The organism is Pseudomonas sp. MIACH (genome assembly GCF_001269925.1).
In the GTDB taxonomy this organism is placed as follows: domain Bacteria; phylum Pseudomonadota; class Gammaproteobacteria; order Pseudomonadales; family Pseudomonadaceae; genus Aquipseudomonas.
On record NZ_LHVO01000053.1, the window covers coordinates 259,982 to 283,179 of the forward strand.

The 23,198-nt window shown below is 60.7% G+C and carries 23 protein-coding genes; 12 read left to right on the forward strand and 11 right to left on the reverse strand.

The window, feature by feature from the left end:
• Positions 1 to 130 precede the first annotated feature (130 nt).
• The 3 genes from AD670_RS21665 to AD670_RS21675 all read left to right on the forward strand — a co-directional run bounded on the left by AD670_RS21665 (position 131) and on the right by AD670_RS21675 (position 3,218).
• Positions 131 to 730, forward strand: a complete 600-nt coding sequence (locus AD670_RS21665; protein ID WP_053137119.1) for a short chain dehydrogenase — start codon at positions 131 to 133, stop codon at positions 728 to 730.
• Between the two features lie 96 nt (positions 731 to 826).
• Positions 827 to 1,498 carry a COG3650 family protein gene (locus AD670_RS21670; protein WP_053137122.1) on the forward strand — a complete coding sequence of 224 codons (672 nt, stop codon included), beginning with the start codon at positions 827 to 829 and terminating at the stop codon, positions 1,496 to 1,498.
• Between the two features lie 106 nt (positions 1,499 to 1,604).
• Positions 1,605 to 3,218 (forward strand): NAD(P)/FAD-dependent oxidoreductase, encoded by a 1,614-nt coding sequence (locus AD670_RS21675; RefSeq protein WP_053137125.1) that lies wholly within the window; start codon positions 1,605 to 1,607, stop codon positions 3,216 to 3,218.
• Between the two features lie 62 nt (positions 3,219 to 3,280).
• Here the strand turns inward: AD670_RS21675 and AD670_RS21680 are convergent, their stop codons facing one another.
• A complete protein-coding gene (locus tag AD670_RS21680) occupies positions 3,281 to 4,375 on the reverse strand; it encodes a PLP-dependent cysteine synthase family protein (RefSeq protein ID WP_053137128.1) in 1,095 nt (364 codons plus the stop codon).
• Positions 4,376 to 4,591: 216 nt separating this feature from the next.
• Here AD670_RS21680 and nhaA point away from each other — a divergent pair, with 216 nt between their 5' ends.
• Entirely contained in the window at positions 4,592 to 5,767 is a 1,176-nt protein-coding gene (nhaA, locus tag AD670_RS21685) for a Na+/H+ antiporter NhaA (protein WP_053137132.1), read from the forward strand.
• A gap of 77 nt (positions 5,768 to 5,844) precedes the next feature.
• On the opposite strand, the gene AD670_RS21690 is transcribed toward nhaA, so the two are convergent.
• Positions 5,845 to 6,309, reverse strand: a complete 465-nt coding sequence (locus AD670_RS21690; RefSeq protein WP_003189251.1) for a glycine zipper 2TM domain-containing protein — start codon at positions 6,307 to 6,309, stop codon at positions 5,845 to 5,847.
• 157 nt (positions 6,310 to 6,466) lie between these two features.
• Here AD670_RS21690 and AD670_RS21695 point away from each other — a divergent pair, with 157 nt between their 5' ends.
• Positions 6,467 to 6,727, forward strand: coding sequence for a hypothetical protein (locus tag AD670_RS21695; protein WP_053137135.1), 261 nt, complete (start codon positions 6,467 to 6,469; stop codon positions 6,725 to 6,727).
• Positions 6,728 to 6,763: 36 nt separating this feature from the next.
• On the opposite strand, the gene pdxH is transcribed toward AD670_RS21695, so the two are convergent.
• From pdxH to dinG, 5 genes are all read right to left on the reverse strand, one after another.
• The gene (gene pdxH / locus AD670_RS21700; protein ID WP_053137138.1) at positions 6,764 to 7,411 is read right to left on the reverse strand and encodes a pyridoxamine 5'-phosphate oxidase; all 648 of its coding nucleotides are present in this window, start codon (positions 7,409 to 7,411) and stop codon (positions 6,764 to 6,766) included.
• Between the two features lie 27 nt (positions 7,412 to 7,438).
• Positions 7,439 to 8,587, reverse strand: a complete 1,149-nt coding sequence (locus AD670_RS21705) for an OmpA family protein (protein ID WP_053137141.1) — start codon at positions 8,585 to 8,587, stop codon at positions 7,439 to 7,441.
• Positions 8,588 to 8,728: 141 nt separating this feature from the next.
• Complete coding sequence (locus AD670_RS21710) at positions 8,729 to 9,874, reverse strand: serine hydrolase domain-containing protein (protein WP_053137489.1); 1,146 nt, start codon at positions 9,872 to 9,874, stop codon at positions 8,729 to 8,731.
• Positions 9,875 to 9,956: 82 nt separating this feature from the next.
• Positions 9,957 to 12,254, reverse strand: a complete 2,298-nt coding sequence (locus AD670_RS21715; RefSeq protein ID WP_053137144.1) for a beta-galactosidase — start codon at positions 12,252 to 12,254, stop codon at positions 9,957 to 9,959.
• A gap of 98 nt (positions 12,255 to 12,352) precedes the next feature.
• Positions 12,353 to 14,497 carry an ATP-dependent DNA helicase DinG gene (dinG, locus tag AD670_RS21720; RefSeq protein WP_027604440.1) on the reverse strand — a complete coding sequence of 715 codons (2,145 nt, stop codon included), beginning with the start codon at positions 14,495 to 14,497 and terminating at the stop codon, positions 12,353 to 12,355.
• Between the two features lie 98 nt (positions 14,498 to 14,595).
• Between dinG and AD670_RS21725 the strand changes: the two genes are divergently transcribed.
• On the forward strand, positions 14,596 to 15,060 hold the full coding sequence (locus AD670_RS21725) for a CopD family protein (protein WP_053137147.1): 465 nt from the start codon (positions 14,596 to 14,598) through the stop codon (positions 15,058 to 15,060).
• Between the two features lie 51 nt (positions 15,061 to 15,111).
• On the opposite strand, the gene AD670_RS21730 is transcribed toward AD670_RS21725, so the two are convergent.
• Positions 15,112 to 15,870, reverse strand: a complete 759-nt coding sequence (locus tag AD670_RS21730) for a hypothetical protein (protein WP_053137150.1) — start codon at positions 15,868 to 15,870, stop codon at positions 15,112 to 15,114.
• A 156-nt stretch (positions 15,871 to 16,026) separates the two neighbouring features.
• A complete protein-coding gene (locus AD670_RS21735) occupies positions 16,027 to 16,725 on the reverse strand; it encodes an OmpA family protein (protein WP_053137153.1) in 699 nt (232 codons plus the stop codon).
• Between the two features lie 191 nt (positions 16,726 to 16,916).
• Between AD670_RS21735 and AD670_RS21740 the strand changes: the two genes are divergently transcribed.
• Positions 16,917 to 17,414, forward strand: a complete 498-nt coding sequence (locus AD670_RS21740; protein WP_027604444.1) for a DUF6231 family protein — start codon at positions 16,917 to 16,919, stop codon at positions 17,412 to 17,414.
• 28 nt (positions 17,415 to 17,442) lie between these two features.
• Here AD670_RS21740 and AD670_RS21745 read toward each other — a convergent pair whose 3' ends face one another.
• Positions 17,443 to 17,844, reverse strand: a complete 402-nt coding sequence (locus tag AD670_RS21745) for a type II toxin-antitoxin system MqsA family antitoxin (RefSeq protein WP_053137156.1) — start codon at positions 17,842 to 17,844, stop codon at positions 17,443 to 17,445.
• A gap of 2 nt (positions 17,845 to 17,846) precedes the next feature.
• Positions 17,847 to 18,143 carry a type II toxin-antitoxin system MqsR family toxin gene (locus AD670_RS21750; RefSeq protein WP_053137159.1) on the reverse strand — a complete coding sequence of 99 codons (297 nt, stop codon included), beginning with the start codon at positions 18,141 to 18,143 and terminating at the stop codon, positions 17,847 to 17,849.
• A 276-nt stretch (positions 18,144 to 18,419) separates the two neighbouring features.
• Between AD670_RS21750 and AD670_RS21755 the strand changes: the two genes are divergently transcribed.
• From AD670_RS21755 to AD670_RS21770, 5 genes are all read left to right on the forward strand, one after another.
• Entirely contained in the window at positions 18,420 to 18,890 is a 471-nt protein-coding gene (locus AD670_RS21755; RefSeq protein ID WP_053137162.1) for a YchJ family protein, read from the forward strand.
• A gap of 19 nt (positions 18,891 to 18,909) precedes the next feature.
• Positions 18,910 to 19,392 (forward strand): LEA type 2 family protein, encoded by a 483-nt coding sequence (locus AD670_RS21760; protein ID WP_053137165.1) that lies wholly within the window; start codon positions 18,910 to 18,912, stop codon positions 19,390 to 19,392.
• Positions 19,389 to 19,589: an SEC-C metal-binding domain-containing protein gene (locus AD670_RS31140; protein WP_003189235.1), complete on the forward strand. Its 201-nt coding sequence runs from the start codon at positions 19,389 to 19,391 to the stop codon at positions 19,587 to 19,589. The genes AD670_RS21760 and AD670_RS31140 overlap by 4 nt, the downstream gene beginning before the upstream one ends.
• Positions 19,590 to 19,764: 175 nt before the next feature.
• Positions 19,765 to 20,409: a glutathione S-transferase N-terminal domain-containing protein gene (locus AD670_RS21765; protein ID WP_053137168.1), complete on the forward strand. Its 645-nt coding sequence runs from the start codon at positions 19,765 to 19,767 to the stop codon at positions 20,407 to 20,409.
• 143 nt (positions 20,410 to 20,552) lie between these two features.
• Positions 20,553 to 22,994, forward strand: a complete 2,442-nt coding sequence (locus tag AD670_RS21770; RefSeq protein WP_053137171.1) for a penicillin acylase family protein — start codon at positions 20,553 to 20,555, stop codon at positions 22,992 to 22,994.
• The last annotated feature ends 204 nt before the right edge of the window (positions 22,995 to 23,198 follow it).

Consider the following 23,198-nt stretch of genomic DNA (forward strand, 5'->3'; position numbering starts at 1 on the left):
CTGCAGGAGCGAGCTTGCTCGCGAAAATCGTCAACGATAACGCGGTGAGCCTGGTACACAGCGGCGCTCTTGCGTTCTTCGCGGGCAAGCCCGCTCCTACAGTTCCTGATAAACCCAGAGGAACAGCACCATGAAAATCCTATTGATTGGCGCCAGCGGCACCGTCGGCTCAGCAGTCAAGGCCGAACTGGCCCAGCGTCATGAGGTGATCAGCATTGGCCGCAGCAGCGGCGACTTCCAGGTGGATATCAGCGACAGCACCTCGATTCGCAAACTGTTCGAACAGACCGGCAAATTCGACGCACTCGTCTGCGCTGCAGGCAACGTGAATTTCGTGGCGCTGGGTGATATGAGCGAAAGCGACTTTGAACTGGGCCTGCGTGACAAGCTGATGGGCCAGGTGAACCTGCTGTTGATCGGCCGCGAGTATGCCAACGACGGCGCCTCGTTCACGTTCACCAGTGGCATTCTCAACCGTGACCCGATCCGCACTGGCGCTTCGGCGGCACTGGTCAACGGTGCACTCGACGCTTTTATCAAAGCGGCGGCAATCGAATTGCCACGAGGGCTGCGCATCAATTCCGTGAGCCCAACGGTGCTGGTGGAAGCCATGGGCAGTTACGCGCCGTACTTCCGTGGCTATAAACCGGCTACGGGCGCTGACGTGGCGTTGGCCTACGCAAAAAGCGTGGAAGGCTTACAGACCGGTCAGACGTTTATAGTGGGTTGAATGTAACCATTGTAAGAATTGCCTGAAGCATGGCTGCGGGGTTGTGATGCAACGCCAGCCTGCGTAACGTGGCGGCACTTGTCTGGAGACCCGATAATGCGTGCCGCCCGTACCCTCGCTCTGTTTGCCTTACTTCCTTTGTTCGCCGCTTGCCAGATGTTCGAAAACGAGCCGACTAAGCCGTCTACCGCCGGGCTGACCCGCATGCAGGGCGAACTCACGGCAGTAGGTGGCAAGCTGCTGTTCCAGCCGTGCGACGATAAACGCAACTATGTCGTCAACGACACCAGCGGCACCAGCATCCTGCAGGAAGCAGCTGCCCTGGCCGGCCAGCAAGGTGCGTTGTTTGCCGACTTGCGCGGCAAGTTTTCGGGCGTCGCCAGCGGCACCCAAGGCAGCGTCGACCTGCAACAACTCTACCGCGTAGAGCGCTCGACCTCTGCCTGTGCCGACCCGGACTTCAAGCGCATGACCCTGCGGGCCAACGGCCACAAGCCGGCCTGGGCCATGAATGTCACCGCCAAGGGCATGGTGCTTGAGCGTGAAGGTCAGCCGCCACTGGCGGTGCCTTATGTCGAAGAGCAAATCGGTGAGGGTCGCTTCAACCTGATGACCGAAGCCAACAACCAGCACATCGAACTGTGGGTAGCGCCGCAACGCTGTATCGACAGCGTCAGCGGCAGCCTGCAGCACATGACCGCCGAATTGCGCGTCAACGGCCAAGTGCAGCGCGGTTGCGCGGCGTTTGGTGGTTCCCGAGACGACTGATTCAGCACTGCGCCGTTTTAACATGACGGAAAACCGCCTTTGAGGCTTATAATCGCCGGTTTGCAAAACAGCCGGCCTTTTTGTCCGCCGCCTACCGGATCCCGTCATGTTACGAATCACCGAACTCAAGCTGCCCATCGACCATCCCGAAGAAGACCTGCGGCCTGCCATCGTGCAGCGCCTGGGCATCGCCAGTGATGACCTGCTCGATTTCACCCTGTTCAAACGCAGCTACGACGCGCGCAAGAAATCGTCGGAGCTGTGCTTCATCTACACCATCGACCTGAACGTGAAGGGTGAAGCCGCCCTGCTGCTCAAGTTCGCCGATGACCGCAACGTCAACCCGGCGCCGGACGTCAGCTACAAGGTAGTGGGCCAGGCCCCGGCAGGCTTGGTCGAGCGGCCGGTCGTCGTCGGTTTTGGCCCGTGCGGCATCTTCGCCGGGCTGTTGCTGGCGCAGATGGGCTTCAAGCCGATCATCCTCGAACGCGGCAAGGAAGTGCGCCAGCGCACCAAGGACACCTGGGGCCTGTGGCGCAAAAGCGTGCTCAACCCTGAGTCCAACGTGCAATTCGGTGAGGGCGGCGCCGGAACCTTCTCCGATGGCAAACTCTACAGCCAGATCAAGGACCCGAAATTCCACGGTCGCAAAGTCCTGCACGAGTTCGTCAAGGCCGGCGCGCCGGAAGAAATCCTCTACGTCAGCAAGCCGCATATTGGCACCTTCCGCCTGACCGGCGTGGTGGAAAACATGCGCGAGCAGATCATCGCGCTCGGCGGTGAAGTGCGTTTCGAGCAACGGGTGACCGACGTGCTGATCGAAGACGGCCAGTTGAATGGCGTCGTCATCGACGGTGGTGAGCAGATCCTCTCCAAGCATGTGATCCTGGCCCTCGGCCACAGCGCCCGCGACACCTTCCGCATGCTCCACGGCCGTGGCGTGTACATGGAAGCCAAGCCGTTCTCGGTGGGTTTCCGGATCGAACACCCGCAATCGCTGATCGACGCCGCGCGCCTGGGCAAATATGCCGGGCACCCAAAGCTGGGCGCCGCCGACTACAAGCTGGTGCACCATGCCAAGAACGGTCGTTCGGTCTACAGCTTCTGCATGTGCCCGGGCGGCACCGTGGTGGCAGCGACCTCCGAGCCGAACCGCGTGGTGACCAACGGCATGAGCCAGTACTCGCGTAACGAGCGCAATGCCAACTCCGGCATCGTGGTCGGCATCACGCCGGAAGTGGATTACCCAGGCGGCCCGCTGGCGGGTATCGAGCTGCAGGAGCGCCTGGAGTCCCACGCCTACATCCTCGGCGGCAGCAACTACGAAGCCCCGGCACAGTTGGTCGGCGACTTTATCGCCGGTAAGCCGTCCACGGCGATCGGCAGTGTGGAACCGTCCTACAAGCCAGGGGTGGCCCTGGGTGACCTGGCCCTGGCCTTGCCGGACTTCGCCATCGAAGCGATCCGCGAAGCACTGCCGGCGTTCGAGAAGCAGATCAAGGGCTACTCGCTGCACGATGCCGTGTTGACCGGTATCGAGACGCGCACTTCGTCGCCGCTGCGGATTACCCGCGACGAATCGATGCAGAGCCTGAACGTGAAAGGCCTGTTCCCGGCCGGTGAAGGCGCTGGCTATGCGGGCGGGATTCTGTCGGCGGGTGTTGACGGGATCCGGATCGCCGAGGCGTTGGCGCGGGATATGCTCGGCATCGAAGCCTGAGAACAGCGCAAATTAAATGAGGGAGAGGACAAGCCCCCTCCCTCATTTGGTTTTGCGTTGTATCAAATATTAGCGCGCAGGATGTTGGCTGGTAATGGCTCGCCCTGCTCCACACTGGCCGCAACGGCCGCGATCAAACCCTCCAGCGCATAGCCCTGCCCCGCCAACCACGCCTGATCGTAATAGGTGGTGGCATACCGCTCGCCCCCATCGCACAAGATCGCCACGATCGAACCCGACTCCCCCGCCGCTTTCATCTGCTGCGCCGCCACTAAAGCGCCAATCAGGTTGGTCCCACTGGAACCGCCGACTCGCCGACCCAAGCGCTCAGCCAAGTAATGCATGGCCGCCAGCGACAGCGCATCCGGCACTTTGACCATCGCATCGATCACGTTGGGCAGAAACGACGCCTCGACCCGAGGCCGGCCAATGCCTTCGATGCGCGAACCGCAGTCCAGGCGCAGGCTGGCGTCGCCACTCTGGTAAAAGTCAAAAAATACCGAGCGCTCGGCATCGGCACACAACACACGGGTGCAGTGCTGGCGATAACGCACATAACGGCCCAGCGTGGCGGTGGTGCCGCCAGTGCCGGGGCTGGAAATCAACCAGCTCGGCTCCGGGTGCTGTTCGAAACGCATCTGCTGGAAGATTGATTCGGCGATGTTGTTGTTTGCCCGCCAGTCGGTGGCACGCTCGGCATAGGTGAACTGATCCATGAAATGACCGCCGCTTTCCTGCGCCAGACGTTCGGATTCGGCGTAGATCTGCGTCGGATCCTGTACCAGATGGCTCTTGCCGCCATAGAACGCAATCTGTGCGATCTTTTCCTGGGACGTCGTGGCAGGCATCACCGCAATGAACGGCACCCCGAGCAGCCGGGCAAAGTACGCTTCGGAAATTGCCGTCGACCCACTGGATGCTTCAATAACCGGCGCGCCCGGCTTGAGCCAGCCATTGCACAGCGCATACAAGAACAGCGAACGCGCCAGCCGATGTTTCAGGCTGCCGGTGGGGTGGCTGGATTCATCCTTGAAGTACAACTCGATACCCGGCAGGCCCGGCAGCGGTAAGGGGATCAGATGCGTGTCAGCGCTGCGCTGGAAGTCCGCTTCAATGATGCGAATGGCTTCGCGGGCCCAGGGACGGTGGTCACTCATGAGGAGGATCTCTTAGGATTTCAGCGCCAATCTTAGGATGTTTCCTACACTGCACACAGATACAGTGAAGACTCAATTGGACACATAATTGCTAGGCTTTGGCGCAATGCCACCGTACCGCTGCTCTTATAACAAATAAGAATATAACTTTTGTTTTAACAACTAACGGTACGGGTTAGGGTACCCACCTATTGAACCTGGATTGGAGAGCATCCCTTGCCTCTGCGTAGCACTTTCACCCGTTTCTTCCAGCTGGAAGCCGCCAGCGGACTGTTGTTGATCGCCGCTGCCGCCTTGGCGCTGATCATTAATAACTCTCCGTTGTCGCACCTGTACGGCGCGTTTCTTGACGTGCCGGTGGTGGCCCAGATTGGCGCGCTGCAAATCGCCAAGCCCGCGCTGCTGTGGATCAACGATGGCCTGATGGCCCTGTTCTTTCTGCTGATCGGCCTTGAGGTCAAGCGCGAGCTGCTTGACGGCCACCTGTCCAAGCCTTCGCAAGTCGTCCTGCCCGGCGCAGCCGCCATCGGCGGTATGGTGGTGCCGGCGCTGATCTACTGGGCGATCAACAAGGACTACCCCGCCGCACTCTCTGGCTGGGCAATCCCGATGGCCACCGACATCGCCTTCGCATTGGGCGTCCTGGCACTGCTGGGCAAGCGCGTTCCCGTGTCGTTGAAACTGTTCCTGATGACCCTGGCCATCATCGACGACCTTGGCGCGATCATTGTTATCGCAGTGTTCTATTCCGCCGATCTGTCCGGTGCAGCCCTGGCTGGCGCGGGTGCCTGCTTGATTGCCTTGATTGCAATGAACCGCCTGGGCGTGATCAAGCTCGGGCCGTACCTGATCATCGGCCTGATCCTGTGGGTGTGCGTCCTCAAGAGCGGCGTGCACGCCACCCTGGCCGGCGTGACCCTGGCGTTCTGCATTCCAATGCGCACCAAAAACGCCGAACCCTCGCCGCTGCTCACGCTGGAACACGCCCTGCACCCATGGGTGGCCTACGGCATTCTGCCGCTGTTCGCCTTTGCCAACGCCGGTGTGTCACTCACCGGGGTCAGCATGGAAAGTTTCACCCACCATGTGCCCCTGGGCATTGCCGCAGGCTTGCTGATCGGCAAGACCGTCGGCGTGTTCGGTCTCACCTGGCTCGCCATCAAGACCGGCCTTGCCGCACTGCCCAGCGGCGCCAATTGGGGCCAGGTTTTCGGTGTGGCGATCCTGTGCGGCATCGGCTTCACCATGAGCCTGTTTGTCGGCTCCCTGGCGTTTGTGCCGGGTGCCAGTGAGTTTGCCGGGGAGGATCGAATGGGGATTCTGACCGGGTCGATACTTGCGGCATGTATCGGGTATGTGGTGACGGCGATGGCGAGTCGCAAAAAAGCCTGAGCCGACTGAAACGCAGCCCACAAAAAACCCCAACCGGTCACCCGGTTGGGGTTTTTCTTTTGCCTGCGGCTTACCGGTCAGCGAGTAACGCGGCTGGTGCCATCAACCGTCATGATGCGTACGCGATCACCGATGCGGAAGATTTCATTTTCCTGCACGGCTTGTACGTAGGCGCGCATGCTGCCGTCGTCTTCGCGAACGGTGATTTCCACGCCTTGGGTGCGGGTCAGGCCTTCTTCGGTGGCCGAGCCCAGCAGGCCGCCGGCAACGGCGCCGATCACCGCAGTCACGATACTGCCACGACCACCGCCGATGGCGCTGCCGCCAACACCACCGATGACTGCGCCAGCAGCGCCGCCGATTGGGGTCTTGGTGCCTTCGATTTTCACCGGACGCAGGGATTCGATGGTACCCATGCGAACGGTCTGCACGCGACGCGCTTCATCACGGGAGTACGAGTCGCCGGTCAGACTCGAAGCGCAGCCGCCCAGCAGAAGCGACAGGGTGGTAAAGCAGGCAACCAGTAAAACAGACTTACGCATAGCATCAACTCCAAAGGACAGGTATTCATTAAACGCTGCAGCTTGACGCCTGTCACGGCAAGCCGGGCAGAAAATTGCTTTCATTCAGCCCTAGTACAGACAGCCCGCACCAGGAAAATCGACGAACGGTAGCACTCTTCTTGTCTTCAGGAACTTCATGGATTATTTCATTATTGTAGTCACCACCCTCGCCGGCCTGTACTTCCATGCCTGGCTTTACCTGCGCATCAGACGCTGGGGCGACCGCGATCTGGCGCTCTCCATGGCGGGTGATGACCCACTCAAACGGACCTTCATGCTGCAGCAGTTGGAGAGGGCCCGCGCCTTGAAAATCAAACGGGGCGATTTGGCCAACTGGTTAAAGGACGCCGCACAGCAGTACACGCCTGAAGCCTCTTCAACAGAGACTTCAGCGTGACAGGCATCATTCAAGTGAGGTGACGAAAGGTGCTGCTCAGGGCGCCAGGCGCTCGCGGACCCAGTCGGTCCCTTGCAGACGGTAGTTCAGGCGATCGTGCAGGCGGCTGGCGCGGCCTTGCCAGAACTCGATGCGCTCGGGAAGCAGGCGATAGCCACCCCAATGCTCGGGACAGTCAGGCTGGGTATCGCTGAAACGCTGTTCGGTGGCCTTGAGCAGATCTTGCAGTTCTTCACGGTCACGAATGACCTTGCTCTGCGGAGACGCCCATGCACCCAGGCGACTTCCCAGAGGACGGACCTGATAGTAAGCATCCGACTCTTCCGGGGTGACCTTGACCACCCGCCCCTCGATGCGCACCTGGCGCTCCAGGGTCGGCCAGAAGAAGGTCATGGCCGCAAACGGCCGCGCCGCGAGCTGCTCGCCCTTGGCGCTCTGATAGTTGGTGAAGAAGGTAAAGCCCTGCGCATCCAGGCCTTTGAGCAGCAGGATACGGCAGTGCGGGCGACCGTCCTGGTCGACCGTAGCCAAGGTCATGGCATTGGCTTCCACCGGCGGTTGCTCGGTCTTCACCGCATCGGCAAACCACTGGTGGAACAACGCAAACGGCTCGTTCGGGGCCTGGGCCTCGCTCAAACCGTCCCGAGTGTAGTCACGGCGCATATCGGCCAGTGCCTGGGTCATGCGGCTTTATCCTTCTGGTTCAGCGGATCAGTTTTTCGCCTGGTCGTTCGCAGCAGGTGTCGCAGCCGGTGTAGCCGCCTTGGCTTTGGCCGGGGCCGGTTTCTTGGCAGCTGGCTTGGCCGGGGCTTTTTTAGCCGCTGGCTTGGCAGCCGCTTTTTTAGCGGCGGGTGCCTTTTTAGCCGGGGCCTTGGCGGCCGGAGCCGGGGCTGGAACGTTCTGCACCGCAACCATTTCGGCTGCAGGTGGGGTCTTGCCCGATTGATACTTGCTCAACAGCGCCAGCATGGTAGTGCGCTGGGTGAACATGATTTCCATACGACGGTTCAAGGCACGGCCCTGTGTGCTGTCGTTGGCGGCACGCGGCATCAGGTCACCCATGCCACGCAGCATCAGGCGGTCCTGCTTCAAGCCGCTGAGGCTGAAGATCGAGGCAATGGACTGCGCGCGTTCCTTGGTCAACGCCTGGCTGGCAGGCGCGGTACCGGTGGCATCCACGTGACCCAGCACCAGCACGGCGGTTTTTGGATCGGCTTCAACCGCCTTGGCAACGCGAGTGAACGGACCCAGGGTAACCGGCAGCAGCATCGCCGGGCGTTTCGGGTTGTAGGAGCCGTCGACCGGGGCAATCACGACGAGCACGTTGTCGCGACGCTCCAGTTGCAGGTTGCTGTCCTTGATGGCGGCGCGCAGGCGCGGCTCATAGTCGTCCAACCAGGCCTGGGTGATTTTCGGGTCAGGCATCGGCACATTGGTCACGTCGACCTTGGCCAATGGCTTGGGTTTGCTTTCGAACGGCCACCACCAGTGGGTCTCGGTGTCGGTCTTGGCGACCGCAGGGGCAGGCTCTGCAGCCTTGAGGTCGGCTTTCAGGTCAGCCTTGGCATCAGCAGCCTTTTCGTCGGCGCTCTTGGAGGAGAACGGCCACCAGCTGGAGCCGGTGTCAGCCTTGGCGGCCGGCGCTGGCGCGGCGGCAGCGGCTACCGGAGCGGCAGGCTTGGCGCCGGCAGCTGGCTTGGCATCCGGCTTGGCGTCGGTTTGGGTCACTGCGTCCTTGGTAACAGCCTTATCAGATCCAAATGACCACCAATGCCCGCCTTCGGCATCATTTTGTGGAGTTTGTGCGCAGCCAGTAATAGTGAGGCACAGCGCCAGTGCCAAGGACTTGTTCGATAACATGAGATATCCACAAAATGAGAAAGAAACGGGGGTCTGGATGACCCGTTAAACAGACGCTTACAGAACTTTAAAGTTACAAATTTCGTTCAGCGCCTTCTTATAGTTGCCTTTGTAACAAAAAAATGTGAAACAGCAAGGGGTTTACAGACAACCGGCCAATATTCCGACCAACTTCTGTGCACGCGGGTCCATTAGTACATAAGGTCCCAATGTATTAGTCACGAAACCAAACGCTACATCATGCTCAGGATCGGCAAAACCCACCGAACCGCCGGCGCCAGGGTGCCCGAAAGCACGCGGGGCAAGCCCAAATGTGGCATTGGGCAAGTGTGGTTGATCCAACATGCAGCCCAGGCCGAAGCGGGTTTGGGTCAATAATGTTTTATCCGGCCCGATACTGTGTTCCCGGGTCAATTGTTCGAGCATGTCGGCTTCCAGCAAACTACCGTCCAACAAACCACTATAAAACCCGGCCAGGCTGCGCGCATTACCGTGACCATTTGCCGCTGGCTGCTGCATGCGCCGCCATTCAGGTTTGTTAGTACTGGTGAGAATAGACGGTGGATTGGCAAATGCCCGCGTGGTCATGGCAGTGGGTTCACGCATCATAACTTGCAGTAAACGTTGTGCGGCTTCATCGCCCATATTGCCTTTGCTACGAGCTATATGTGCAACACGATAAAACTCTTCATCTGCCAGGCCCACATGGAAGTCCAGCCCCAGCGGCCGCGCCACCCGCGCCACGATGGACTCACCCGGCCCACGTCCATCGGCACGGCGCAGCAATTCGCCGATCAGCCAACCGTAGGTGATCGCCTCGTAGCCATGGCCCTGGCCGGGGGTCCACCACGGGGCTTCGGCCGCCAGGGTGTCGACCATCAGTTGCCAGTCATACAGGGCTTCGGCGGGCAGCATTTCGCGGATCGCCGGCAATCCGGCCTGGTGGCACAGCAACTGGCGCAGGGTGATGCTTTCCTTGCCGGCTGCGGCGAACTCAGGCCAGTACTTGGCCACTGGGGCGTCCAACTGCAACTTGCCTTCGGCCACCAGTTGCAGGGCCGTGACGGCGGTGAAGGTCTTGGTGCAGGAAAACAGATTAACGATGGTGTCGCTGTGCCAGGCTTCGGCGCCGTCCTTGTCGGCAGTGCCGGCCCACAGGTCGACGACGGTTTCGCCGCCGATCTGGATGCAGAGCCCGGCGCCACGCTCCTGCGGGTCATCGAACAACGCGGCGAACGCTTCACGCACCGCTTCGAACTGGAGCTCGTAATGACCCTGAACCTGCACCTCAGCCCCCTCGAAAAACACCGTAAAAAGTGGCCGACATTGTTCCAGTCATTGTCGGTTTTGTGAACCCGTCAACGATGAATCAATGACCATTTCCCGAATGCCCACCGGCGTGTCCAGCGCCCTGCTCCGGGCCTTTGCCATCATGCCCAGGCTTGCCGACTTCGCTTTCACCAACGGTGCTGGCTGCCCTGGCCTTTTCCGCTTCCTTGCCCAGTTGATCCACCGCCGCCAGGTTGCTTTTACGCACACTGTCGACAAAGCCCTGGAACGGTACGTCGGTGATGCCTACCAGGCCGAAGTGGCCGTTTTCACCGTCCAGCAAACGCCCGGTCACCGGTTGGTCCAGGTACTGAAACCAATGCACGCCGACAATTGACGGCTCGCTCATGGCTTGCTTGAGGAAGTTGGCGTATGCCGCGCCACGATCTTCTTCCCTGGCCAACGGGGTCACTCCCCCCCAGAACGGGCCACGGTCCGCAGAGCCGAAGTTGAATTCAGTGATCAACACCGGTTTGTCCAGTGCGCGCAGTGCGGCAAAGTCGTAGCCGTCCTGGGGCTTGAGCGTGTACATGTTGAAGCTCAGCACATCGCAATACTGCGCACACGACGCCACGGCTTCCGGCGTACTCACCGCATAACGCCCACCCAGCAGCAGTTGGTTGGGTGCGTGCCATTTCAGTGAGTCGGAGATGGTCTTGAAGTAGGCATCGGCGAAGGTCTTCTGGAAGTACTTGAAGTCAGCTTCGATTTCCGGATGCTCAGGGTTGGGAATCGGCGGCTCGAAGCCCGGATCTTCCATCAACTCCCAGCCTGCCAAGTCAATGCCCCAGGCTTTCGACAGGCCTTGCTCGTTGCGGTACTTGTCACGCAATTGCTTGAGGAACGCGCGCTTGGCCGGTACATCGGTGGTCATGCGCAACGTGCCGTAGGCCAGGGCGTAGCGGGATTTTGGATCATCGCCGGGGCCGGCCCAGGCCAGTTCGTTATCGGCAAAGAAGCCGATCAACCACGGGTCATCGCGATGGTCGCGGGCGGCAATGGCGACCGCGCGCTCGGTCGCCATGGCGAAGCGCGGATCGAATGGGTCGGGCATGCCGCCCCACCAGTCGATGCCGGTGCTGATGCTGGCGTAGTCGCCGACGATCGACAGCGGCAAGGTGTACGGCACGCGGTCGGCCGCGGCCAAATCCTCGTCACTCCAGTTGCCGACGGTGTTGAAGCCCCAGGCTTGCAGGCGATCAAGGGTATGGGTTACCCAACGTTTCTGATCAAACCCTTCGCCGCCATAAGTGCGCTGCAGGTTGGCCGCGTAAAAATCATACCAACGCCCGGCACCAAAACTGCGACCTTCACCTGCGCCGTTGCCGGTACGGTTATCGCTGCTGCCGTAGTATTTGTCGAAGGGTTCGCCGGCCTTTGGCAGCGCCGCAAACATCCACTCACGTCCGGCCACATAGGTCTGGCTGTTGTCCGGGGCAACGGTGTTGACGCCCAGGGAATAGAACGGATGGCCTTCCGGGGTCACCAGGTACCAGCGACCGTCGCGCTTTTCGGTGCGGAAAAAGCCACTGGCCTTGAACGCCGGCCCTTTGTTCCAGCCGCCGAACTTGTCCAATGCAGATTTATCACGCGCGGCCAGCCAGCCCTGCAGTTGGGTTTGCTCCTTTGCGGCGGCAGTCTTGAGCTGTTCGTCACTGCTGACCTTTTCCGGCCAGCGGGCACGGGTGGATTGGCCATACGTATCCACCAGTTCACTGTAGGCGGCCTTCAATACCGGCTCACTGTCCTGCACACCAAAGCGCTCCAGCAGGATGCTTTGCGCGGCGTTGGGCTTGATCATCGACAAGGTCACCGAGACCACCTGGCTACGGTCGATCTCGCCAGCGCTGCTGGCCAGCAACACACGCTGGCCGTCCACGGTGATCGGCATCGGCGGGCCGGCCTTCATGCCCTGGCTCAACGGCGAGTTGGCTTGCAGCGGGATCAGCAAGGTTTGGGCCGGGCCGGCCGGCAGGTCGATGCGGCTGACCAGGGTCTTGCCATCGCTGCTCTGCACCTTGACGTAGAGGGTCAGCGCCCAATCCATGGCGCTCTGGATACGCAGGCTCATGGCGCCGGACTGCGACCAGTCCCAGGCGCCGGTCTGCGGGCTGAGCACCAGGCTCGGCTCGGCGGCCGGGTTGAAGGTGATACGACGCAACACCTCGCCTTCGGGGGTTTGTTCGGCGTTGTATTGCGGCAGGCTGGCGTCCTGGGTCACCACCTTGACCACATCGGCAGGCCGCACAAAGTTGAACAATGTCTGTTGCCCCGCGGGTGCGGCCATCAAGGGCGCAGTGAACAGCAGGGCAAAAAGGGCGGGCAGCGTGCGAATCATACGAACAAGGTTCTCCCAAATGGCCGGTGAATGGCCTGATGACATACATCGATAGCAGTGAAATAGACCACGGGGTGGGCGGATTCGCCCACGGTGACCTAAGAAATTTCGCGTCGGAACGGCGGCAACGCATTCAGGATCGCCTTGCCATAACGCTGGGTAACCAGGCGGCGGTCGAGCAAGGTGATGGTGCCCCGGTCTTCCTCGGTACGCAGCAAGCGACCGCAGGCCTGCACCAGCTTCAACGAAGCATCCGGCACCGAGATTTCCATGAACGGATTACCGCCCCGCGCTTCGATCCATTCGGCCAATGCGGCCTCGACCGGATCATCCGGCACCGAGAACGGGATCTTGGCGATCACCACGTGTTCGCAGTAGGCCCCGGGCAAGTCGACGCCTTCGGCAAAACTCGCCAGGCCGAACAGCACGCTGGAATCCCCGCCATCGACCCGCGCCTTGTGCTTGTTCAGGGTTTCCTGCTTGGACAGGTTGCCCTGGATAAACACCTGTTTGCGCCAGTCGCGGTCGAGGCCGTCGAACACGTCCTGCATCTGTTTGCGTGACGAGAACAGCACCAGGGTGCCGCGCGAACCTTCCACCAGGGAGGGCAAGTCACGAATGATCGCGGCAGTATGGGCCGGAGCGTCCCGAGGATCGGCCTTGAGGTCGGGCACCCGCAGCACACCGGCATCAGCGTGGTGGAATGGGCTCGGGACCACGGCGGTCACGGCTTTTTTCGGTAGGCCAGCACGCATGCGGAAGCGATCGAAGGTGCCCAGGGCGGTCAGCGTGGCGGAGGTCACCAGGCAGCCATACGCCACGTTCCACAGGTTGCGGCGGAGCATTTCGGCGGCAAGGATCGGGCTGGCGTTGACCTCGATATCAAACAGCGCGCCGCTTTCCGACAATGTCAGCCAGCGGGCCATGGGTGGGTTGTCTTCCGGGTCTTCGACGGTAAACGCCGTCCACAGCTCCCAGTTGCCCTGGGAACGGGACAACAGGCTGCCGAACAGCGGGTACCATTCCTCGGCCTGGTTGCTGGCGATGCCGATGTTGACCTCGCCGTCCATGCCTTCCTTGAGCAGGTCGGTCAGGCGGGTGAACAGGTCGGTGAGACGGGAAAAGCCTTTCTTCAGCTCAATGCCCATCTCGCGCATATGCTCGGGGATCATCCCACCGACAAAGCGGTGGCGCGGGCGCTCACGGCCTTCCACATCTTCACCGGGCTTGAAGTCGGCCACCTGTTCACAGGCGCTGAACATGAACTGTTGCTGGGTCTTGATCTCCCGCGCCAGCTCCGGCACCTGTTCGATCAGTTTGCCCAAATCGCCCGGCAGCGGGTGCTGGGCGAGCAACTTGGTCAGATTCTTCGCGGTGGTCTCCAGCCAGTCGGCGGTGGAGCGCAGGCGCGTGTAGTGGGCGAAGTGGCCGATAGCCTTGTCGGGCAGGTGATGGCCTTCGTCGAATACATAGAGGGTGTCACGCGGGTCCGGCAGCACAGCGCCGCCGCCCAGGGCCAGGTCGGCCAGGACCATGTCGTGGTTGGTGACGATCACGTCGACCTTGCCCATGCCTTCGCGGGCCTTGTAGAAGGCGCACTGGCCGAAGTTCGGGCAATGGCGGTTGGTGCACTGGCTGTGGTCGGTGGTCAGGCGTGCCCAGTCGGCGTCTTCGAGGGCGGTGGGCCAGCTGTCGCGGTCGCCGTCCCATTTATTGCCGGCCAGCTTCTCGATCATGCTGGTGAACAGCTTCTGGCTGACCTCATCCACCTCGATCTTGAAGCCTTCTTCTTCGAACAGCGACGCCGTGGCGGTTTGCGCATGGCCTTCCTGCAGCAGCACATCGAGCTTGGACAGGCACATGTAGCGGCCACGACCCTTGGCCAGGGCGAAGGTGAAGTTCAGGCCGCTGTTGCGCATCAGATCGGGCAGGTCTTTGTAGACGATCTGCTCCTGCAGGGCGACAGTGGCGGTGGCGATCACCAGGCGCTTGCCGGCAGCCTTGGCGGTCGGGATCGCAGCCAGGCTGTAGGCCACGGTCTTGCCGGTACCGGTGCCGGCTTCGACGGCCACGACGGCGGGCTCACCTTCGCGGCGGCCTTCGTCGTCGGTGTCGATATCTCCGAGGACCTTGGCCACTTCGGCGATCATCAGGCGCTGGCCGTAGCGCGGTTTCAAGCTCTTGGCTTCGAGAAAACGCGTGTAGGCGCCCTGGATCGTGGTTTTGAGTTCAGTGCTGATCATGGATAGTCGGGCGCAAAAACGCTGGATAAATTTTCAGTGGTTCGGTTCGGCCGCTATCATACCCCGCTAATTAATCCCGCGCAGAACGGAGTACCACAATGACCGCGTTTAGCCTCGCTTACACCCTGCATGTATTGGCCGCCCTGATCTGGGTCGGCGGTATGTTTTTCGCCTGGATGATCCTGCGCCCAGCCGCTGTGGCGGCCCTTGAGGGCCCTGCCCGACTCAAGCTGTGGGCAAATGTGTTTCAACGTTTTTTCGTGTGGGTCTGGGTAGCGGTGCTGGTTTTGCCGATCAGCGGTGTCGGCCTGCTGCAACTGCGCTTCAACGGGTTTGAAACCGCACCGCGTTATGTGCAGGTGATGATGGGCTTGTATCTGGTGATGACGGCGCTGTTTATCCGTATCCAGGCGTTGAAGTTTCCGCAACTGAAGGCGGCGGTGGCAGCAGAGGACTGGCCGGCGGGTGCCGCTGCGCTGGGACAGATTCGCAAGTTGGTAGGGATTAATCTGATCGTGGGGTTGCTGGTGGTGGCGATTGCTTCGGCTCGGCCGATGTTCTGAGCACAGTCACAAGCTGCAAGCTTGAAGCTTGCAGCTTGTGACTGCGGCTTTTTAGAGTCGCTGAATAGTCACGGTACCCGCAGGCCCAGCTGGCCCCGGCTGCCCTTCCAACCCTGGCCGGCCCTTCTCGCCACCATCGGCGCGGTACACCAGGCAGCCTTTGGACTCCCCGCCTTTGCCCGGTTTACCGGCCGTACCGGCCAAACCGCCAGCACCGCCATCCACCCAGACCTTGATGTGTTCAGCCGGGAAGTCCTTCGGCAACTCCACGCGGACCTGCGCGCCCGCCCCACCCGGCAAGCCATCGCCGCCGTTATCGCCATTAAAACCGCGCCCCGCCGAACCCCAGGTGCACCCAGGATCCACGCCATTGGCACCATCCAGCCCGGCATACCCTTGGGCACCCGCGCCGCCACGGGCATCCACCGACAGTTCTTCAGCCGTCAGCGAGTTGATGCGCAAGGTCAGGTCACGCCCGGCCTTGGCCGGTTTTTCATGGGTGCCGGGGGCACCGCGCGAGGTGATCTGGCTGCCATGCTCAAGTTGCGCATGCCGCACCTGCAATTGCAGCGCCGTATTGCCGGGGACCACGGTGATGCGTGCGTCGCGGCCCAGGTGCAGCTCATCGACGGTGACCTGGCTGATGGTGGCCGGAATCAGCAAGGTGCCGTAGTCCGCCACCTCCAGGCGCTCCAGTTGCAACACACTGGTGCTGGAGGGAAGGCGCATCAATGAGTTGGTTTCAACACTGACGCTCTGGGCCAGGGCAACGGGGCTGACCAACAGGGCCAACAGAAAAACCTTACGCATCATGGGGCTCCTGAGTGTTTTCAAATTTTTCTTTGGACGCACAGTAACGACTTCTACAGGCGATTTGCCAGTGAAGGTTCAAAAAACTTGAGAGGGCTGCGATTTAAGCGAGGATTGCCGGCAATGCCCCTGTGGATCCCACAGGGGCAAGGGCTGTCAGCGGTTGATCTGGATTTCCGTACGACGGTTCAAGGCGCGGCCTTCAGCGGTCTTATTGTCGGCGACCGGATGGCTTTCGCCCGCACCGGTGACAGACACAAAGGCACTGCGAGGCACGCCGGCGCTGATCAGGTAATCGGTGACCGAATGCGCACGTTTTTCCGAGAGTTTCTGGTTGTAGGCGTCTTTACCGACGCTGTCGGTGTGGCCGCTGACCCGCAGTTGGGCGCTCGGCGCCTCTCGTTTCAGGCGCGTGGCAATGGTGTCGAGTTTGGTTTTATCCGCCGCCGTCAACTTGGCTGAGTCGAACTGGAAGTGCACATCGCGAATCACGATGGTTTCTTCCTTGACCACAACCACCTCCTCAACCACCGCCGCGGCTGGCGGCGCCGGTGGGCAACCGTTGGCGTCGACCTGTACGCCTTTCGGAGTACCCGGGCACTTATCGCGGCTGTCGGGCACGCCATCACCGTCTTCGTCGCCATCGCCATGCACCCAGCAATAGGCGCCGGCCATACCGCCGATCAACAGCGCGCCATAGCCCGCATAGGCTGAGCTTTCAGTCGCACCGATCGCCGCACCGGTCACACCGCCAACAGCGGCGCAGGTAGGCCAATCGGTTTTTTGCAAGCCTGCGCAACCTGTCAATACTCCGGTTAGCAGAACCAAGGGTAGAGCTGTCCGCATGATGCTCATCTGACTTTCTCCTGAGGGGATCGGCGGGGGCCGACGGGTGGAGTAAAGACCGCTCTTTTCAACTGTGCCACTACGCTACGCCCCCGTATTCATTGAGGATCGCCGCCGACGTCGGACTTTTCGCAGCCGCCCGCTCTAGGCCCGCACGCTCAGCCGCGCTAGTCTCTATGGTCCTGATGTGAGGATCTCTGATGACCGCTGGTATTTCTGCCCGTACACCCCAGCAAGCGCTGGCCGCCTTGCTCGATCTGCACCAGCCCAAACGCCTGTTGCTGTTGGGTGCCAGCCAGTTCCCGGCGCTGGACGCCTTTAAGGACGCACACCCTGACACCCAGGTGTTCTGCGCTGCGCCAGGCCCCTTGCCGCAAGCACTGGCGGCCCAGCGTTTTGACCTGGCGCTGGTGGTCGATTGCCTGGAGCACCTGCCAAAACCCCAAGGCCTGACCTTGCTCGGCGGCATCCGCAACCTAAACGCCAGCCGCATTGCGGTGCTGGTGGACCTGGGCGCCTGCGGCTGGAAGGAAACCGACTTCTTCTCCCTGGCCCTGCAGGCCGGTGAGCGTTTCCAGCGCGATGAACAGGTCCTGACGCTGTTTACCTACGATCTGCTTGACTATAAACAGGTGCCGGACTGGCTCAACGCCCGTTTCTGGGCCAACCCGGAAAACTTTGGAAAGTATTGGTGGTAAGCGGGTGAGTACATCGATTCCAAGCGCCCTACGCCGTTCGGACTTCATTAAGTAACTCAGGGTGACGATCGAGCAACTTGAGAAGTTTTATGAGTGCCAGCGGTGGCTTGGTTTTTCCATTCTCATAGCGAGAAAAGGCGTTGACCCCGCCACCGAATATCTCGGCGGCTTCCCGTTGGTCCAACGAAAGCTTCTTACGTACCGTAGCGATAAAGCCGGGGTCTACGAAATCCGCATTGACCCGTTTTGAGAAGGCGCGCATCGCCTTCATGACACGATCCGATTCAACCAAATCCAGGATCGATTCGGAGCAGGACGGGCAGAACTCACCCGTCACATTCGCAACCACAGTGGTTTCACCTTTGTAGGAATAGGGTATGTCGCGGGTGTCATGGACCAAGTCCGCAGCGCCGCAAACAGGGCATTTCATGTTCATAGCTCCTTGAAGGACACGATCAGTACGTCTTCGATAACCGTGAGTTTCAGATAGACCTTCCCCGCCTTCGTGTGTGGCCGGTACACGTCTTGCCATAGCGTGTGGTCGGCGTAGGTGGTCATGCTTTTGTAAAAGTCCGTTGGTTTAAGAGCCAGTATCACGGCCAGCATCTCGGAGAGGTTGAGGTTAAGAGCATCGGCGCCGATTCGTGCAGCATTCGTGGTGCGTACCTTCCCAGATTCGACTAGGGCCTTGACGTTGGTCAGCTTGCAGTGAGGCGCGTTTTTCTCCATGCAGAAATTAACCTAATGGGTTTTTATTTGGCAAGTAGGTTAATTCACCTATTCTTGCGGTAGACCCAATGGAACCTCAAGCGGCTCTGCGCGAGCCAGCCAGGAAGTGCCTCAACGAATGAATGCTCGCTCGGCTGTCCCTCGCACCCGCTGGCCGTCGAGTTCCGCTGCGATCCTCTGTAGTATCAGGTCATAAGCTGTCAACGGCTGCGTCTGTGGTAATACCAAGGCTTAGCTATTGTTACGTCTAACAGAACGTGTATTGGTGGTAACCCAATGAGTACATCCATTTGCCCCTGCGGCAGTGGCAACCTGCTGGATGCCTGCTGCGGCCATTATCACGCCGGGCACCCGGCCCCCTGCGCCAGCGCCCTGATGCGCTCACGCTACAGCGCTTATGTGCTGGGCCTGGTGGACTATCTGGTCGCCACTACGTTGCCCGCGCAACAGGCCGGCCTGGACCGTGAGGCCATCGGCGCCTGGAGCGCACAAAGCACCTGGCTGGGCCTGGAGGTTGAAAGTTCCGAGGTGTTCGGCGGCCAGCCGGAACATGCCTTCGTGACCTTCACCGCACGCTGGCATGACAGTACCGGCGAACATAGCCACCGCGAGCAGTCTTCTTTCGTACAGAATGAAGGGCGCTGGTACTTCATCGACCCCACCGTGGAAGTAAAAGCCGGACGCAACGATGCGTGCCTGTGCGGCAGTGGGCAGAAATTCAAGAAGTGTTGTTCCAGCTACCTCTAACCACCACAGGACTCACGCCATGCTTCGGATCTACAGCTTGATGCTGGCGTTAATCTTTGGCCTGACCGGATGCGCCTCCTGGTTCGAAGACGATTCGCCCCCGCCCCACGTCTCCCTGGTGAAAGTCGAAGTGGTGCGGGCCAAGCTGCTGGAGCAGAAATTCAAGCTGTACTTTCGCGTGGATAACCGCGACGACTCCGACCTGACCGTGCGCGGCCTGATCTACAAGGTCACCCTGGATGATTTTGTGCTGACCGAGGGCGAGTCGGATGAATGGCTCACCGTCCCGCCACGCGGCCATGCATTTTTCAAGGTGTCGGTGCGCACCAATCTCTGGCCGCAGATCCGCGATGTGGTGCAACTGCTGAAAAAACCCGACCAGCCCGTGCCGTATCGCCTGGAAGGTGAGCTGAAAACCGGATTATTCATCGGTTATGACGTGCAGGTGAACCACAATGGCGAGATAATCCCCGGCGATTTTATTCCGGAGCGACATCGATGACTCAGCAACCCCATGTCCATGGTCCTGACTGCAACCACGATCACGATCACCATGATCACGACCACGGCCATGTCCACGGCCCGAACTGCGGCCACGCTCACCAGGAGCCCGTGCGCAATGCGTTGAAGGACGTCGGCCGCAATGATCCTTGCCCATGCGGCAGCGAGAAGAAATTCAAGAAGTGCCACGGGGCGTAAATCGCGCTGAAGGCCCACGTGTGTGAGGGAGTTCGCTCCCTTCCACAGCTGCATCGCATTCCAAACCGAAAGCGTCTAAGGGTAGACGTAAATGTTTGATTGAATTTCCACCCTCCCACCTTTACCTATACCTACAGGCATTCGCTCAAGCATCACCACTTTTTTGGAGAGCTTCATGATCGACCTGTATTACTGGACCACTCCCAACGGTCACAAAGTATCGCTGTTCCTGGAAGAAGCCGGTCTGCCCTACAACGTGCACCCGATCAACATCGGCCAGGGCGACCAGTTCAAGCCGGACTTCCTGAAGATTGCTCCCAACAACCGCATCCCGGCCATCGTCGATCAGAACCCGAGCGACGGCGGCGCGCCGATCTCGCTGTTTGAATCCGGCGCGATCCTGCTGTACCTCGCGGAAAAAACCGGCCAGTTCATTCCAAAAGACCTGCGCGGTCGCCAGGAAGCGCTGCAATGGTTGTTCTGGCAAATGGGTGGGCTGGGGCCGATGGCGGGTCAGAACCATCATTTCAGCCAGTTTGCACCGGAGAAAATCCCCTACGCGATCAAGCGCTACGTAGATGAAACCGCCCGTCTATACGGAGTGCTGGATCGACGTTTGGCGGACCGTGCGTTCGTCGCGGGTGAGGACTACAGCATTGCCGATATGGCGATCTATCCGTGGATCGTTTCCCACAAGTGGCAGAGCCAGCGCCTGGAAGATTTCCCACACGTTCAGCGCTGGTTCAATAGCATCAAGGAACGGCCAGCGACGGTTCGGGCGTATGAATTAGTCCAAAAGGTCAATCCGCCTAAATCCTGACCTGAAGTCGCACCGCCTCTCCCACATTTGATCTGCATAAGACTCAAGATCCAATGTTTTGCCAAAACTCCTGCTTGCGTCGTTTCACCGCGCTCACTAACGTAGCGCCTTTACTGACGCTACCCCCCCGCAGGAGCTTTGCCATGGCCTCGCCAGCCCTCTCACATTTTCTTCCCCGGTTCGGCGTTGCCGCGGCAGTGGCCAGTGCGTTAAGCCTGGCCGGTTGCCAGCTCCAGAGCACCCAGGACACCCTGCCCCCCGTTGCCGGCGTACAGCCGATCAAGGGCCTCGCACAGAATGTTTCGATACGCCGCAACGCCCAAGGCATGCCGCTGATCGAAAGCAACACCTTCCATGACGCGCTGTTCAGCCTCGGTTATGTACACGCCAGTGACCGCATCACCCAGATGGTCACCCTGCGCCTGCTGGCTCAGGGCCGCCTGGCGGAAATGTCCGGGCCTGAGGTGCTGGATGTGGACCGCTTCATGCGCGCGGTCAATCTGAAAAAAAGCGCCGGCGAGCTGTATAACGCCTCGTCGCCGCGCCTCAAGCGCTTCTTTGAAGTGTATGCCCGTGGCGTCAACGCCTACCTGTTCCGCTACCGTGACAAACTGCCACCGGACCTGGCCCAGACCGGCTACAAGCCGGAATACTGGAAGCCGGAAGATTCGGCGCTGCTGTTCTGCCTACTGAACTTCAGCGAGTCGGCCAACCTGCAGGAAGAACTGGCGTCGCTGCTGCTGGCGCAAAAGGTCGGGGTGGACAAACTCGCCTGGCTGACGCCGAGCGCGCCGGATGAGCCGATCCCCCTGGCCGAAGCCGAGAAACTCAAAGGCGTGAACCTGGGCCAGATCACCGGCCTCGCCGGGCTTGACGCGGTCAGCCAGCAATTGAGCAGCCTCAACTCATTGGCCGTGACCACGTCGAGCAACTGGGCCATCGGCCCGCAACGCAGCCGCAGCGGCAAAAGCCTGCTGGCCGGCGACCTCGCCGCCCAGCCACAAGCGCCGTCGCCGTGGAGCTACGTGCAGATCCGTGCACCGAAATACCAGGCCGTTGGCGCTTCGATTGCCGGCCTGCCGACCCTGTTGTCCGGTTTCAACGGTAACGTGGCCTGGAGCATGAGCACGGTCAAAGGCGATACCCAGGACCTGTTCCTGGAAAAGGTCAAACGCCAAGGCAGCGCGTTGTACTACGAAAACAACGGAAAATGGCTACCCGCAGCGGTGCGTAACGAAACCTTCTTCGTCAAAGGCCAACGCTCGATTCGCGAAGTGGTGTACGAAACCCGCCACGGCGCCCTGCTCAACAGCAGCCAGGCGCTGACCACCGGCTTGGGCCTGGCCCTGCAAACCGCCGACTTCAAGGATGACAAGAGCCTCGACGCGTTCTTCGACCTCTCCCGCGCGCAAAACGCCGGCAAGGCCTCGGACGCGACCCGCAACATCCGCGCCATTGCCTTGAACATGGTCTTCGCCGACGCCAGCAGCATTGGCTGGCAGGTTACCGGCCGCTTCCCTAACCGCCGCGAAGGCGAAGGCCTGTTGCCGTCGCCGGGCTGGGATACGCGTTTTGACTGGGACGGTTACGCCGACGCGATGCTGCACCCCTATGACCAGGACCCGGCACAAGGCTGGATCGGCACCGCCAACCAACGCACCGCACCGCGTGGCTACGGTATGCAGCTGTCCAACTCCTGGGATGCACCGGAGCGCAGCGAGCGCCTGGCGCAACTGGCCAATGCGGGCAAGCACGACAGCCGCAGCATGATCGCCATGCAGTACGACCAGACCACCACCTTCGCCGCCAAGCTCAAGACCATGTTCCAGGCGCCGGGCATGGCCCAGCCATTGAGGCAGGCGATTGATGCGTTGCCGGCGCCCGAGCAGGCCAAGGCACGGGAAGCACTGAAGCGCCTGATGGCGTTCGATGGGCGCCTGGTGTCGACCTCCGCCGACGCGGCGCTCTACGAGCTGTTCCTGCAGGAAAGCACCCGGCAGATCTTCCTCGACGAGCTGGGCCCGGACAACAGCGCCAGCTGGAAAGCCTTTGTCAGCAACGCCAACCTGTCCTATGCCGCCCAGGCCGATCACCTGCTGGGCCGCGAAGACAGCCCATTCTGGGACGACGTGCGCACCGCGCAAAAAGAAGACAAACCCGCCATCCTCGCCCGCAGCCTCGCCGCCGCGATCACCGCCGGCGACAACCAACTGGGCGCCGACCACAAAGCCTGGCAGTGGGGCAAGTTGCACAACACCACTTGGAAAAACACCAGCGGCCAAGTGATTCGCGGCCCACTGGCGTCCGGTGGCGACCACAACACCTTGAACCCGGCACCGTACAGCTGGGGCCAGGATTTCAACACCACCCAGGTGCCGGCACTGCGCATGATCGTCGACTTCGGCCAGGTCGAACCGATGATGGGCCAGGGCGGCATAGGCCAATCCGGCAACCCGGCCAGCCCGAACTACGCCAATGGCATCGACCCGTCGCTCAAGGCGCAATACCTGAGCTTCCCGATGCAGCCGCAGAACTTCGAGAAGGTGTATGGCAAGGCCAGGTTGACCCTGACCCCAGGCAAGTGACCTGACTTCCACCTGACGAAACCGGATTCAAATGTGGGAAGGGGCTTGCCCTAATGCCGGTCAGTTAAGCGTACTTCGCCTCCTGTAGGAGCGAGCTTGCTCGCGAAAAACGTCAACGATAACGCGTGCTTCCTGAATGAACGCGGCGCCTGTGAGTTTTTCGCGAGCAAGCTCGCTCCTACAAAAAGCCATAACTAGGGCTTG